This is a genomic window from Methylobacterium sp. C25, assembly GCF_021352225.1.
Taxonomy (GTDB): domain Bacteria; phylum Pseudomonadota; class Alphaproteobacteria; order Rhizobiales; family Beijerinckiaceae; genus Methylobacterium.
In genome coordinates this window covers 38,918-52,406 of sequence record NZ_JAAUVI010000003.1, presented here as the reverse complement: position 1 = coordinate 52,406, position 13,489 = coordinate 38,918, and the positions used below count along the sequence as shown (strand labels likewise).

Here is a 13,489-nt window from a genome sequence, read left to right as displayed (position 1 = left end):
GTCAACCGATGAGACGTCGATGCCCACCCGCAAACCGGCCGTGCTGTTCGTCTGCCTCGGCAACATCTGTCGCTCGCCGCTGGCCGAGGCTGCGTTTCGGCGCGAGGCCGAGTTGCGCGGGCTCGACGTCGAGATCGATTCTGCGGGCACGAGCGGCTGGCACATCGGATCGCCGCCGGACCTTCGGGCGCAAGCAGTGGCCCTACGGCATGGCGTCGACATCTCCGGCTATCAGGGCCGCCAGGTGCAGGCGGAGGACTTTTCGCGGTTCACCCACATCGTGGCTCTCGACCGCAAAAACCTCGCCGCGCTGAAGCGGATGCGTCCAGCAGATGGCGCAGAGCTGTCTCTCCTGCTCGATCACGTGCCGGGTCGCAGCGGTGAGGCCGTGGCCGATCCCTATTACGGAGACGAGGCCGGGTTCGAGACGACTTGGGGCGACGTCACCGAGGGCGCCCGGGCGCTCGTGGACCGACTGAAGCGATGAGCGGGCTCGCCGAGCGCGGGGCGGCGCTGCTCGGCCGCAGACTCGCGCGGGCAGAGCCGGTGGGCGGTGGCAACCTGTCGAGCGTGATCCGGATTCTTTTGGACGACGGGCGCCGGGCCATCGCGAAAGATGGGCCGGCCCCGCTCGTCGAAGCCGCGATGCTGCGCGCGATCCACGCCTCCGGGGCACCTGCGCCGGATGTGCTCGGGGCGGATTCCGCAACCATCGTGATGGCTTGCTTGCCGGAGGGGGGAGGGGATGCCGATCGCGATCTCGGCCATGTCGTCTCCCGGCTCCATGCGGCGACGGGAGACCGTTTCGGCTGGGAGTGCGATTACGCTTTAGGCGAGGTCGCGATCGAGAACGGATGGATGACGAACTGGCCCGCCTTCTGGGCCGAACGCCGGCTGCTTTGCCATTGTCCGCATCTCGACGGGCTCCTCGCGCGCCGGATCGAAACGCTCGCCGCGCGTCTCGCCGACCACCTGCCGGCGAAGCCGCGCCCAGCCCTCCTGCATGGCGACCTTTGGCGCGGCAACGTGCTCACCGAAGGGAGTCGCGTCTCGGGCCTGATCGACCCAGCCTGCTATTACGGCCATGCGGAGGTCGACCTTGCCATGCTGACGCTATTCGGTGGGCCAGGGCCGGCGTTTCGCGAGGCCTACGGGCCCGCCGAGCCCGGCTTCGCAGAGCGAGTGCCGATCTACCAGCTTTGGCCGGCACTGGTGCATTGGCGCCTGTTCGGGTCAGGCTATCGCGGAATGGTCGAAACCAGGCTCGCAGCGGCCGGGGCCTAGGGCGTCAAGTTGAGATTGAGACAACAGCAGATATAGGAAAATTAGCATAGTAGCGTTATGATGTCAATTGTCTCGCGTGGAGGCCGATTCGCGGGAATTGGGACTTTCGGGCGTGGGACGGCCTGGGACAGGTGGGACACGCGTCCCGAACGTTCGTTATTCCGGCCGGCTCAAGCCGGGATCCGAACGGTCGCACGCAGGCCGCCGAGCGGCGAATCGTGCAACGAAACGTCGCCGCCATGCGTCCGGGCGATGTCCCTGGCGATGGCGAGGCCAAGCCCCGATCCGCCGGCGTCCTGGCGTGAATCGTCGAGCCGCACGAAAGGCTTGAACACCTCCTCGCGGCTCTCCGGCGGCACGCCGGGGCCGTCATCATCGATGGAGACGAGGAAGGAGCGCCCATCGACACGCCCGCCGATGGCTACGGTATCGCCGTAGCGCGCGGCGTTGGCGGCGAGATTGAACAGGCAGCGACGGAACGCGTCGGGCCTCACGGTAACGATCGGCCGCCCTTCGAGCGTCACGTCGTTCACATGGGCACCAAGGCGCTCGATATCCGTGCGCAGGTCTTCGAGCAGTGCCCGCATGTCGGTGGCGGCGGCAGTCTCCGCCGAGTCGCCGCGTGCAAAGGCGAGATAGCCTTCGAGCATCCGGCTCATTTCGTCGACGTCGCGGCGCAGATCCTCCACGTCGGGGCTCTGCTCCACCAGGGCGAGCGAGAGCTTGAACCGGGTCAGGATCGTGCGCAGGTCGTGGCTCACGCCGTTGAGCATCGTCGTGCGCTGCTCCATAGCGCGCTCGATACGCCGCTTCATCTCGATGAAGGCATGACCCGCCTGGCGAACCTCTCGGGCGCCGCGCGGCTTGAACTCGATCTCGCGGCCCTTGCCGAAACTCTCGGCCACCGCGGAGAGGCGTAGGATCGGCTTGATCTGGTTGCGCAGGAACAGGATCGCGACGCCGAGCAGCACCAGCGAGGAGCCGATCATCCAGACCAGGAAAATGTGGGAGTTGGAGGCATAGGCCTGGCTGCGCCGCGCCGTTACCCGCAGCACCCCGTCGGGAATGGCAACTCGGATCTCGATGAGATTCGAGCGGCCGACGGTGTCGATCCAGTACGGGCGCTTGATCTGCTTTTTGATCTCTTCGGAGAGCGCCTCGTCGAGAATCGAGAAGAACGGCCGCGGTCCCGGCGGCGGCAGCTTGGCACCCTTCAGGATGTCGAGATCGAGGTTCAGCCGGTCCCCCGCGATGCGGGCGAGCGTCTCAGCATCCTTATCCTGCGGGTAGGTCTCGTAGATGTCGATCAGTGCGGCGATGTCGGCGGTGACGGCGGAAGAGAGGCGCCGGGTCACGAGTTGCCAGTGGCGCTCCATGAAGGTGTAGGCGATCACCGATTGCAGAAGCACCATCGGCGCAATGATGATGATCAGTGAGCGGGCGTAGAGCCCCTTCGGCAGCGCGTCGCCGATGAGACGCGAGAGGCGGCGCCAGGGTCCGCGTCGGCGCGCCGAGATCTGCTCCGGTGGGTCGGGGCTCACATCGACGATGGTGCCCTCGATGGTGCGCCCCTCGGCCATAACGGTCTCGCGTCAGTCGACCGCGAGGCGGTAGCCGACGCCACGCACCGTCTGGAGATAGGTGGGGTTGGCCGGATCGACCTCGGTCTTGCGGCGCAGGCGGTTGATCTGCACGTCGATGGTGCGCTCGCCTGCCCAGCCCCCGGCCAGGGCATCGCGCTCGACATTGCCGCCGCGGGCTTCCGCCAGCATGGTGAGAATCTCGCGCTCGCGTTCGCTGATCTTCACGGCTTCGTCGCCGCGCCGCAATTCGCCGCGGTCCATCTTAAACGTGAACGGTCCGAAGCTCACCTCGCCGCCGCTGACGCGCGTCGGCCCGGCGGGTGCTCCGCGCCTGAGGATGTTGTTGAGGCGCAGGATCAACTCGCGCGGCTCAAAGGGCTTGGGCAGGTAGTCGTCGGCACCGATCTCGAGCCCCATGACGCGGTCGTTGGAATTGGAGCGGGCCGTCAGCATCAGGATTGGCACGTTGGAGGTCTCACGGACCTGCCGCGCATAGTCGAACCCGTTCTCGCCGGGCATCATCACGTCGAGCACGAGGGCGTCGAAGACGAAGGCTTTCGAGCGGGAGCGTGCCTCGGGAACGTCCCCCGCAGCGGTGACGCGAAACCCTTGCTCGGTCAGGAAGCGTGTCAGCAGCTCACGCACTCGGCGATCGTCATCGACGACGAGCACGTGGGGCGCATGGTCGGGAAGCTCGGTGCGCGGCTTCGGTGGTGCGGCCGTCATCGGGCGGCCTGAATGCGGCGCGCCATGAGGCGGCGGACCGTTGCACGCTCCTCGGGCTCGATCATCGCGAGAAGGAAGCCCTGAGCCGAGGCGAGGGCCGCGCCAGGGTCGTCGTTCGCACCTCGTCCCGGCTGATCGACCAGAGCACGGGCGACGCGGCGCATCTGCACTCGGCTGAGTTCCTCGGCGAAGCGGATGCCGGCCTCGGTGCAGAAGAGCAGCCTCTGGCGCCGGTCATTCGTGCCGGTGCGCTGCGCGATGTAGCCCTGCTCGATCAAGTCCTTCAGCACCCGGTTGAGGCTCTGCTTGGTGATGCGCAGGATATCCAGGAGTTCGGCGATCGTGAGACCCGGATAGCGGTCGACGAAGTGTAGCACGCGGTGATGCGCCCGTCCGAAGCCGTACTCCGCCAGGATGCGGTCGGGATCTGCGACGAAGTCGCGGTAGGCGAAAAACAGGAGTTCGATCAGGTCGTCGCCGTCGTTGCGATCGGGGAAGCGCGGCTCCATGATCGGAGCGGCCTCGGCGAGTTCGGCGGTGTCTGTCGTCGCTCGGTGGGGCACGGCGGTTGCGACCTCGACGGGCGATGAGGCGCCGCAAGCCGATGATCTGGCATGCAGCACGGATAAGTCAGTGTTGTTGACATATCTCAGCCTCGTTGTTAGGCGTCAACCCTTCCGGCGCCGCCCCGAGGATCATCCCATTCGGCCCGCCGTTTGACCCCGCGGCTGCCTGAGGCCGCGCAAGAGGAACCCGCCATGTCCGTGATCCCGTTCGACCAGCGCGAAGGCACCATCTGGGTCGACGGCGTCATGGTGCCGTGGCGGGACGCGAAGATTCACGTCCTCAGCCACGGGCTTCATTACGGCTCGTCGGTGTTCGAGGGCGAGCGTGCCTATGGCGGCGTCATCTTCAAGAGCCGTGAGCACGCGGAGCGCCTGAAGCGCTCGGCGCAATATCTCGACTTCGAAGTGCCGTACTCGGTCGAGGAGATCGAGGCTGCCAAGGAACTCGTGCTCAAAACGAGCGGGCTGCAGGACGCCTATCTGCGCCCGATCGCCTGGCGCGGCTCGGAGATGATGGGCGTCTCCGCGCAAGGCAACACCATTCATCTCGCCATCGCCGCCTGGGAGTGGCCGAGCTACTTCGACCCGGCCACCAAGATGAAGGGCATCCGCCTCGATCTCGCCGACTACCGTCGGCCCGACCCGCGCACGATCCCCTCGGCCTCCAAGGCGGCCGGTCTCTACATGATCTGCACGATCTCGAAGCATCGCGCCGAGAACAGGGGCTATGCTGACGCGCTGATGCTCGATTGGGAAGACAACGTCGCCGAGTGCACCGGCGCGAACATCTTCTTCATCAAGGACGGCGTCATCCACACGCCGACCGCCGACCGATTCCTCAACGGCATCACGCGTCAGACGGTCATCGAACTGGCCAAGCGGCGCGGTTACGAACTGATCGAGCGCCGCATCCGGCCCGAAGAGATGGAGGGCTTTTCGGAGTGCTTCATCACCGGCTCGGCTGCCGAGGTGACGCCAGTCTCCGAGATCGGCCCCTATCGGTTCACGCCGGCCGCAATGACCAAGACCTTGATGGACGACTACACCGCCGAGGTGCAGCCGCGGGCAAAGGCTGCCTGAAGGCCTCCGCCGGCTACGCAATCGACCAAACGAAGCCGGAGGCCAAGGTCTCCGGCTTCGTTTGCGTTTGAGGCGTTGGAGAGGCTCGGAACTGTTACGGATGAGAGGAGTTCACCAGAACAATCCATGAACAAGCGTGGTGACCAATGGCAAGAGCGGCGAACGAAGCGCACGAGAATCCCAAGATCGATCCCGACTCGTCCTCGAACCGGATCAAGGAGCCGGATGAGTGGACGACGGGCGGCGAACCGATGACGGGTGCCCAAGCCTCCTACCTCAAGACCCTGTCGGAACAGGCCAAGGACCCGAACGCCTTCGATGCCAGTCTCGACAAGGCCGAGGCGTCGAAGCGAATCGACGCCCTTCGGAAAGCTGTGGGAACCGAGTAGCTCCGCTTGCTGGTCTCGCGAGATTCTGTGTGAAAACTTGAGATTGCTGGATCGGGTTAAGATGTCTGCAATCGTTCAACGGCTATCGAGACGAGTTGCAGTCTGGCCGAGGTTCGACCGACGTGAGTAGCCCTGTCCCCATCGAACCCATAAAGGACGCGCCGCGACGTTCAGTGCTGGCTCGGTTCGCGAACGATCGCAGCGGCGCGACCGCCATCGAATACGGGCTGATCGGCGGCTTGATCGCGCTCGCTGTGACGCCGTCAATACGGACGGCGATGACGCAGCTCTGGAATACGATCATGATCGGCGTCAGCGCGCAGTAACGGCAACGTTCGAGCCACGGCCCGTGCGGCAAACAATCCGCACACCATGTTCGACCTTGCCAACGCGCCTATTTGCCTTTGCGACGGCCGGATTGTTTGCCGCCGATCTTGGACTCCGGTGTCGTCTGTCCTTCGTTGGCATCAGGCGTTTTAACTCCGGCTTCGGCCGGATCCGCCGGCGGCATCTCGGTCGGTTTGCTCCAGAAAGCGTCGAAGATGTCCTGCATGGCCTTCGCGTTCTGCTCCTGGACCTGAACACCGGTCTGGAACATCTGCTGGATGGCCTCGAAGGGCGCCTCGTCCATGCCATCGGCCTTCGCCGTCTTCTCCGCTGCCGGCTCGTCCGCAATGATTGGTGCCTTCGGTGGTGCAGGCTCGTCGCGCGTCGGCGAGGACGGCTTCTTCTCGGTTTGGGGCGTGGGCGCGGAGCCGCCGGCGAACTGGTTAATCCAGTCGGTCCAGAAGGCGGCCATCGGGAAGCCTTGATCGGGCGGCGGCGGAGCAGGTCTGCTCTGAGTCGGGGTTGGAGGCGGAGGCGGCTGGTTGACCAGCACGTGGACGATGCCGGCGACTACCATGCCAGCCATCACGGGCAGCATCTGACGCAGGGCCTGTTGGCCGATACCGCTGGCGGCCGAAGCCTGCTGGAGCACGGCTTGGCTCAGCATCGGCGAGCCGAACAGCTGGCCAAGGAGATCGGGCTGTGTCGGAGCTTGCGGCTTGGATGTAGGGGCGAAGTACGAGTCTGGGCTGACCATGCCCAGCATGCGCCCGAAGCCCATCGGGTCGCTCGCCGCGCTGCGCTGAAGGCCAGCTGCGATGGCCGGCATCAGCGCGTTCATGGCGCTCCGGCTCTGCTCGGGCGTGAGGCCGAATTGCTGTCCGATCGTCTGCATGCCGGGGCCGGCCTGGTTCTGCAGAATGTCGAACAGGTTGAACATGAGCGGTACTCTGACTCGGACGCTGCGCGGCAGATCCGGAGATTTCATCTCCGAATCTGTCGCATCGGCAATAAAATCGCCAGCGCCAAGGCCCGCTTTGGTCAACAAAGCACGGGAATGTCGTCTCGCGATACCCTTCAGATGGGCATTTTCTTCCCCGTGCCGCTCGCGACTGGCGTTCGTTCACTGAGCGAATCCGCGATCTTTCGGGCGCGCTGCTCCAGGGTGCCGATCGTTCGGGTCGCGAGCGTGATGCCGATAAGCCCGAAGGCGAAGGAGCCGACGCCAATCCCGGCAATGACACCACGGGGCCCGAACAGCATGCCGCCGAGTAAGGCAGGGGGCACGGTGCCGAGTGTTGCCCGGCCCCAGTTCAGCGCCGTCGAGGTCAGCGGAAATCCAAGATTGTTGAAGGAGGCGTTCCCAAGGAAGAGCAACCCGTTGCAGAACCAGATCGGACCGCTGACGAAACAGAAGAACACGAGGAGGTCGGCGGCGACGCCGCTCAGCTCGAACAGCCGGGCGAGTGGCCACGCGCAGGCCATCAGCGCCAGCCAAACCACGATGACGTAGCCAGCGCCGACGAGAGCGCCCTCGCGTAGGACGCCCCGCATCCGATCGAAGCGAGAGGCACCCCAGTTCTGGCCGAGGATCGGGCCGATTGCGCCGGACATGGCGAAGAGCCCGCAGAAGGCGACCGGCGAAAGCCGGTCGATCACGACGTTCGCTGCGATGGCCGTCGTGCCGAAGCCCGAGAGCGCATGGGCGACGAAGGCGCTCGCCATGGCGGGCGCGAGGTTCGTCAGGATCGCGGGCAGAGCGATGCGTGCCACTACCGGGCCATCGTCGAGAACCTCGGTCGCCTTCGGCGGCTGAAGCATCCGGTGCTTGCGTACGCCGATCCAGCCAATGATGACAAAGGTCGTCCGGGCGAGGCAGACGGTCATCGCCGCCCCATCGACGCCGAGCCCGGCCGCGAAGATCAGGATCGGGTCGACGATGGCTGTGACAATGGCGCCCCCGAGCGTCACCCACATGGCTTCGCGCGCCGCTCCCACAGCTCTTAGCAAGCCGGTGAACAGCATGCCGGGCGCCATCAACAGGTTCGACGGCAGCGCGATCCAGAGGAAGCGCCTGGCGATCGGCAGAGTATGTGCGTCGGCGCCGATCGCCCGGAGCAGCGGGTCGAGCAGCGGCAGCAAAGTCAGGACGAGCGCGCCAGAGACGACGAGTGAGTGGATCAGGGTCGAGCTCGCGATCCGCCGGGCATACGCCTCGTCTCCGGACCCGATCGCCCGCGAGACCAGGGCCCCGGCGGCAATCATCAGGCCGATATTGATCGAGATCGCGAAGAACTGAACGATCGATGCGAAGCCGACGGCGGCGGTGAGCTGCGGATCGCCCAGCTTCGACACGTAGATCAGCGAGAGCAGGTCGACCAGGAAGATGGCCATCAGGCCGACCGCTCCCGTCGCGCTCATCACGACCACGTGCCGCAGAATCGAGCCCGAGAGAAACCGGGCAGTCCCGGGCGGCGAAACGGCAGGCTTGGTCAGCTCGGGGTGATCGGGTGCCGGATGCTCGCTATCCATCGGTTGCCGCGTCTTCCGGCTCCAATTCGCGCATCGCCGCTTCGCGGCGCTCCGACTCGATGAGGCCGCGTGTCTCGGCGCTTAGCGCGCGGGAGGGCCGCTGGGGCTCGGTCAGCGGTTCGGGCCGCAGCTCTGGCGCAGGGCCGCGCATCCAACCGCCTCCCTCAGGGAGTGCCCCGGCTTGCTGGAGAACGAGGCGGGCGATGTCGCGCTTGCGGACATCTTCGACCCGCGCGGCCGCTGCCTCTTCCGAGAGACCGAGGCCTTCCAGGGCGGCCCGGCCGAACCGCAAGGCGGATTCGAGGGTCTCGCGGATCTGGTAGTCCACGTCGCGGTTCATCAGTTCGATGGCATGATTGCGGTCGTAGGCCCTCAGATACGTCCGTACGTTCGAGAATTCCTCGTGCACGATGTCGACGATCTTGAGAGAGGCAGCCGCGTCGTCGATGCAGATGCAAACCAGTTCAGCCCGACCGATGCCGGCGGCGCGCAAGACATCGAGCCGCGTCCCGTCGCCGTAATAGACCCGGAAGCCGAAGCGGGCAGCGTTACGGATCTGCTCGACGTCCTTGTCGATGACGGTGACGCTGATGCCTTCCGCCAGCAGAACCTGCGTCAGCAGATGCCCGAACCGTCCGAAGCCGATGACCAGGACACGTGCCTCAGTAGGCTCGATGGCGTCAGCAGGGGCAGCCACCGTCTCGGGCCGCCGCGCAAGCAAAGTGTCGAGACCCTTCGCCGCGAGCGGGCCGACGATCATCGTCAGCGCCGCCAGTGCCACCGAGAAGCGCGTCGCGGAGGTGTCGAGCAGGTGCAACTCGCCTGCCGCCGGCAGGATTACGAAGGCAAATTCGCCCGCCGGCGCCAGGACGGCTCCGCCGCGTACGGCGTCGAGCCAGGATGAGCCGAACAGCCGGAACAGGCCGGCCACGAGCGCGACCTTGATAAGAATCGCTGCCGCCGTCGCACCGACCAGCTCGGGCCAATGCGCCTTTAGCAGGCCGCCGTCGATGGACATGCCGACGCTCATGAAAAACAAGCCGAGCAGCATGCCGCGGAACGGCTCTATATCGGCTTCGAGCTGGTGGCGGAAATTCGATTCGGCCAGCATGACACCGGCGAGGAAGGCACCCATCGCCATGGACAGGCCGACCTTTTCCATCAGCATTGCCGTGCCGAGCACGACAAGAAGTGCCGCCGCAGTCATCACCTCGCGGCCGCCGGCCGCGGCGAGCAGGCGGAAGAACGGATTCAGGCCGTAACGCCCAACTAGGACCACCACGACGATGCCGAGGCCCGCGACGGCCGTGGAGCGCAAGGCCCCCTCGATCCAGCCGCCCTCGGGCGTTCCACCCGCCGAGGCGAGCAGCGGTAGCACGGCCAGGATGGCGACGACCGAGATGTCCTGAAAGAGCAGCACCGCGAAGGAACGGCTGCCATAGGCTGTGCCGAGGTCGCCCCGCTCCTCCAACAGCTGAAGCGCCACGGCGGTGGCCGAGAGGGCCAACGCGATGCCGATCACGGCCGCCGCGGCGAGCGAAAGCCCGAAAACGAATCCCGCTCCGGCCAGCACCAGCGAGCAGAGGGCGAGCTGTGCGGCGCCCAGGCCGAAGATGTCGCGCCGCATCGAGACGAGGCGCGAGAGTTCGAGCTCCAGCCCGACGATGAAGAGCAGCAGCACCACGCCGATCTCGGCCACGCTCGTCGCCGTCTCGGGCTCGGCGATCAGCGACAGCCCGAACGGCCCAATCGCGACGCCGGCCACGAGATAGCCGAGCACGGCGCTCTGCCCGAGCAGCCGGAAGATCGGCACGCCGACCACGGCGGCCGACAGGAAGGTCAGGACAGGCGGCAGGAAGCTCGCGTGCGTCGTGGCGCTCGCCATGGGGCTCCCGGAACTGTGACGTGCCACGAAGGGCGGGATGTTGCTCCCTTAGCTCGCCGCCGGGCGGCATGCGAGGGCCGCGCCGTGCCGTTCGTCACGCGGGGGTCACGCTAGCCAATGATTGTGGTAGGAAGCTTGTGCTAATTCGGAGTTCAGCCGCTCTGCCGGTTGACAGCACACTACCCGCCTCTCCACATCCTCGGGATCATGAGCGCCGATACCATCAACCTGACCGCGGACCCCGATCGGGTTCCGCAGCCCGCCATCACCGGCGAGAAGCCGCCGCTGGAGATCCTGCTTTGCGCGCCACGCGGCTTCTGTGCCGGCGTGGTGCGCGCGATCGACGTGGTCGAGCGTGCGCTCGCGATCTACGGACCTCCGGTCTATGTCCGCCACGAGATCGTCCACAACAAGTACGTGGTCGAGACGCTGAAGCGGAAGGGCGCCGTGTTCGTGCGCGAGCTCGACGAGGTGCCCGACGAGGGCGCCCCGGTGGTGTTCTCCGCGCATGGCGTGGCCAAGACCGTGCCGGCCAACGCCGTCAGCCGCGGCCTGACCACGATCGACGCGACCTGCCCGCTGGTGACCAAGGTGCACCGCGAGGCCGAGATCCATCACAAGCGCGGCCGCCACGTGCTCCTGGTCGGCCATTCGGGCCATCCGGAAGTGGTCGGCACCATGGGCCAGCTGCCCAAGGGCTCGATCACGCTGGTGGAGGATCTCGAGCAGATCGAGGCGCTCGAGGTGGCCGATCCGGGCAACCTCGCCTGGGTCACCCAGACGACGCTGTCGGTCGACGACACCAAGCACATCGTCGCGGCGCTCAAGACCAAGTTCCCGATGATCACCGGGCCGCACAAGGACGACATCTGCTATGCCACCACCAACCGCCAGGAGGCGGTTAAGGAGGTTGCTCCGCAGGTCGACGCTCTGATCGTGGTGGGCTCCTCCAACTCCTCGAATTCGCAGCGTCTGCGCGAAGTTGCTGAGCGGGCCGGTTGCCCGATCACGCGTCTCGTGCTCCGCGCTGAGGAGATCGACTGGGAGGCCTTCGGCAACATCCGTCGCCTCGGCCTGACCGCCGGCGCCTCGGCACCGGAGGTGCTGGTCGAGGAAATCATCGACGCCTTCGCTGCGCGCTACGACGTCAGCGTCGACCAGGTCTCGGTGACCATCGAGGACATGTCCTTCCCGCTGCCGCGTGAGCTGCGCAGCGAGGCTGCCGAGTAGTCTCCGGCAGAGATGCCGTAACGACAGGGGCGCCGGACTCGGCGCCCTTTGTTTTGGGTTGAGCAGCGAGGGGCGATCCGCCTTGGCCGTCTATACCGAGGTTTCCGACGCGGCGCTGACCGCTTTCCTCGCCGAGTACGATCTCGGTTCGCTCCTGTCCTACAAGGGCATCGCCGAGGGCGTCGAGAACTCGAACTTCTTCCTGCACACCACGGCCGGCTCCTATATCCTCACGCTCTACGAGAAGCGGGTGAACGAGGAGGACCTACCTTTCTTCCTCAACCTGATGGGGCACCTCTTCCGCGCAGGACTGTCCTGCCCGCAGCCGGTGAAGAACCGTCGCGACACGGCACTTGGCGCGCTCTGTGGCCGTCCGGCCGCGATCATCAGCTTCCTCGACGGCGTCTCCGTCAAGCGTCCGACGGCCGACCATTGCCGCGAACTCGGCCGGGCGCTCGCAGGCCTGCACCATGCCGGCCGCGACTTTGGGATGACCCGCGCAAACAACCTGTCCGTCGCTGCATGGCGACCTCTCTTCGAGCAGGCCAGCGAGCAGGCCGACACCGTCGCCGCTGGGCTCCGCGCGCGCACTCTGGCGGACCTGGCACTGCTGGAAGCGTCCTGGCCGCACGGTCTGCCCTCGGGCGTGATCCACGCCGACCTCTTCACCGACAACGTGTTCTTCATTGGAGATGAACTGTCGGGGATCATCGACTTCTACTTCGCCTGCACCGATGCGCTCGCCTATGACCTCGCCATCTGCCTGAACGCCTGGTGCTTCGAGGCGGATGGCCGCTACGACCGCGACATGGGCGCCGCGATGATCGCCGGATACCAGGAGCGCCGTCCCCTCGAGGCGCGCGAGGTCGAGGCGCTGCCGATCCTGGCGCGCGGCGCGGCGATGCGCTTCATGCTCACGCGGCTCGTCGATTGGCTGAATGTGCCGCCCGGCGCGCTCGTGCAGCCGAAGGATCCCCTGGAATACGATCGCCGGCTCGCCTTCCACCGCAATGTGAGCCACGCGAGCGACTACGGCTGGTCGGCATAACGAGCCGACCATTCGTTACGGCGAGAGAAGCCCATCGATCCGGCATCCGCTTCGGCGCGCTTGTGGCTCAGCCGCCAACGATCGCCCGCACCGCCAGGAACAGGATCGACGGCCCGACGAGGCAGCCGATGCCGGTATGGAAGGTCGCCGTGAGCGCTCCGTAGGGGACGAGCCGCGGATCGGTGGCGGCCAGTCCACCGGCGACGCCGCTCACGGTGCCCATCAGCCCGCCATACGCCATCGCTGAGCGCGGATTGTTGAGGCCGATCAGGCGGGCGACTAGCGGCGTGCCCACCATCACCATCACCGCCTTGGTGACGCCGGTGGCGATGGAGAGGGCCATCACCGTCGAATCCGCGCCGATGGCCGCGCCCGTCACCGGGCCGACGATGTAGGTGATGGCGCCGGCTCCGATCGTCGTGATCGAGACGGCATCGTGATAGCCGAAGGCTACTGCGGTCAGCGTGCCGACGATGAAGGGCAGGATGGTGCCGAGCGCCAGCGCGATCACGCCGAGCAGGCCGGCGCGGCGTGCCTCGACCACATCGACCTCGAAGGCCGTGGCGACGATGGCGAAGTCGCGCAGCATCGCTCCGCCCATCAGGCCGATCCCGGCAAGCGCCGGGATGTCGGCGACACCCTTCTTGCCGCCCGTGTAGAGCCCCGCAAAGTAGGCGAGTACCAGTCCGAGCACGATGGCGATGGCCGAGCCGTGGACCCGGCCCGCGGTGAGATGCTTCGCGACGAAGTTCGAGAACAGTATCAGGCCGCCGACCACCGCGAAGGCGGCGACCAGGCTCTGCTCGAGGAAGACGTGCTCGATCATATGCAGCATGGCG

Annotated in this window: 14 protein-coding genes; 7 read left to right on the top strand and 7 right to left on the bottom strand. The window is 66.3% G+C overall.

Features of this window, described 5'->3' with window-relative positions; genetic code table 11:
* Positions 1-19: 19 nt before the first annotated feature.
* Positions 20-487, top strand: coding sequence for a low molecular weight protein-tyrosine-phosphatase (locus tag HCU64_RS10115; RefSeq protein ID WP_233383732.1), 468 nt, complete (start codon positions 20-22; stop codon positions 485-487).
* A complete protein-coding gene (locus tag HCU64_RS10110; protein WP_233383731.1) occupies positions 484-1,284 on the top strand; it encodes a fructosamine kinase family protein in 801 nt (266 codons plus the stop codon). The genes HCU64_RS10115 and HCU64_RS10110 overlap by 4 nt, the downstream gene beginning before the upstream one ends.
* A 170-nt stretch (positions 1,285-1,454) precedes the next feature.
* On the opposite strand, the gene HCU64_RS10105 is transcribed toward HCU64_RS10110, so the two are convergent.
* Genes HCU64_RS10105 through HCU64_RS10095 form a run of 3 tightly spaced genes read right to left on the bottom strand, consistent with a single transcriptional unit; the run spans position 1,455 to position 4,102 of the window.
* Positions 1,455-2,864: an ATP-binding protein gene (locus HCU64_RS10105; protein ID WP_233383730.1), complete on the bottom strand. Its 1,410-nt coding sequence runs from the start codon at positions 2,862-2,864 to the stop codon at positions 1,455-1,457.
* Positions 2,865-2,876: 12 nt separating this feature from the next.
* Positions 2,877-3,593: a response regulator gene (locus tag HCU64_RS10100; RefSeq protein ID WP_233383729.1), complete on the bottom strand. Its 717-nt coding sequence runs from the start codon at positions 3,591-3,593 to the stop codon at positions 2,877-2,879.
* Positions 3,590-4,102 (bottom strand): MarR family winged helix-turn-helix transcriptional regulator, encoded by a 513-nt coding sequence (locus HCU64_RS10095; protein ID WP_233384260.1) that lies wholly within the window; start codon positions 4,100-4,102, stop codon positions 3,590-3,592. Before HCU64_RS10095 ends, HCU64_RS10100 begins: the two co-directional genes overlap by 4 nt.
* A 249-nt stretch (positions 4,103-4,351) precedes the next feature.
* On the opposite strand from HCU64_RS10095, the gene HCU64_RS10090 reads away from it, so the two are divergent.
* The 3 genes from HCU64_RS10090 to HCU64_RS10080 all read left to right on the top strand — a co-directional run bounded on the left by HCU64_RS10090 (position 4,352) and on the right by HCU64_RS10080 (position 5,954).
* Positions 4,352-5,239 (top strand): branched-chain amino acid aminotransferase, encoded by an 888-nt coding sequence (locus HCU64_RS10090; protein WP_233383728.1) that lies wholly within the window; start codon positions 4,352-4,354, stop codon positions 5,237-5,239.
* 146 nt (positions 5,240-5,385) lie between these two features.
* Positions 5,386-5,628, top strand: coding sequence for a DUF3072 domain-containing protein (locus HCU64_RS10085; protein WP_233383727.1), 243 nt, complete (start codon positions 5,386-5,388; stop codon positions 5,626-5,628).
* Between the two features lie 122 nt (positions 5,629-5,750).
* Entirely contained in the window at positions 5,751-5,954 is a 204-nt protein-coding gene (locus HCU64_RS10080) for a Flp family type IVb pilin (protein ID WP_233383726.1), read from the top strand.
* A 68-nt stretch (positions 5,955-6,022) separates the two neighbouring features.
* Here the strand turns inward: HCU64_RS10080 and HCU64_RS10075 are convergent, their stop codons facing one another.
* The 3 genes from HCU64_RS10075 to HCU64_RS10065 form a co-directional block, all read right to left on the bottom strand.
* Entirely contained in the window at positions 6,023-6,943 is a 921-nt protein-coding gene (locus HCU64_RS10075; RefSeq protein ID WP_233383725.1) for a DUF937 domain-containing protein, read from the bottom strand.
* 89 nt (positions 6,944-7,032) lie between these two features.
* Positions 7,033-8,487 carry an MATE family efflux transporter gene (locus HCU64_RS10070; protein ID WP_233383724.1) on the bottom strand — a complete coding sequence of 485 codons (1,455 nt, stop codon included), beginning with the start codon at positions 8,485-8,487 and terminating at the stop codon, positions 7,033-7,035.
* On the bottom strand, positions 8,480-10,372 hold the full coding sequence (locus HCU64_RS10065; protein ID WP_233383723.1) for a monovalent cation:proton antiporter-2 (CPA2) family protein: 1,893 nt from the start codon (positions 10,370-10,372) through the stop codon (positions 8,480-8,482). The genes HCU64_RS10070 and HCU64_RS10065 overlap by 8 nt, the downstream gene beginning before the upstream one ends.
* 207 nt (positions 10,373-10,579) lie before the next feature.
* Between HCU64_RS10065 and ispH the strand changes: the two genes are divergently transcribed.
* Both ispH and HCU64_RS10055 read left to right on the top strand, forming a co-directional pair.
* Entirely contained in the window at positions 10,580-11,602 is a 1,023-nt protein-coding gene (gene ispH, locus HCU64_RS10060) for a 4-hydroxy-3-methylbut-2-enyl diphosphate reductase (RefSeq protein ID WP_233383722.1), read from the top strand.
* Positions 11,603-11,684: 82 nt separating this feature from the next.
* Positions 11,685-12,650 carry a homoserine kinase gene (locus tag HCU64_RS10055; RefSeq protein WP_233383721.1) on the top strand — a complete coding sequence of 322 codons (966 nt, stop codon included), beginning with the start codon at positions 11,685-11,687 and terminating at the stop codon, positions 12,648-12,650.
* Between the two features lie 67 nt (positions 12,651-12,717).
* Here the strand turns inward: HCU64_RS10055 and madM are convergent, their stop codons facing one another.
* A complete protein-coding gene (gene madM / locus HCU64_RS10050) occupies positions 12,718-13,485 on the bottom strand; it encodes a malonate transporter subunit MadM (protein WP_233383720.1) in 768 nt (255 codons plus the stop codon).
* Positions 13,486-13,489: the final 4 nt, after the last annotated feature.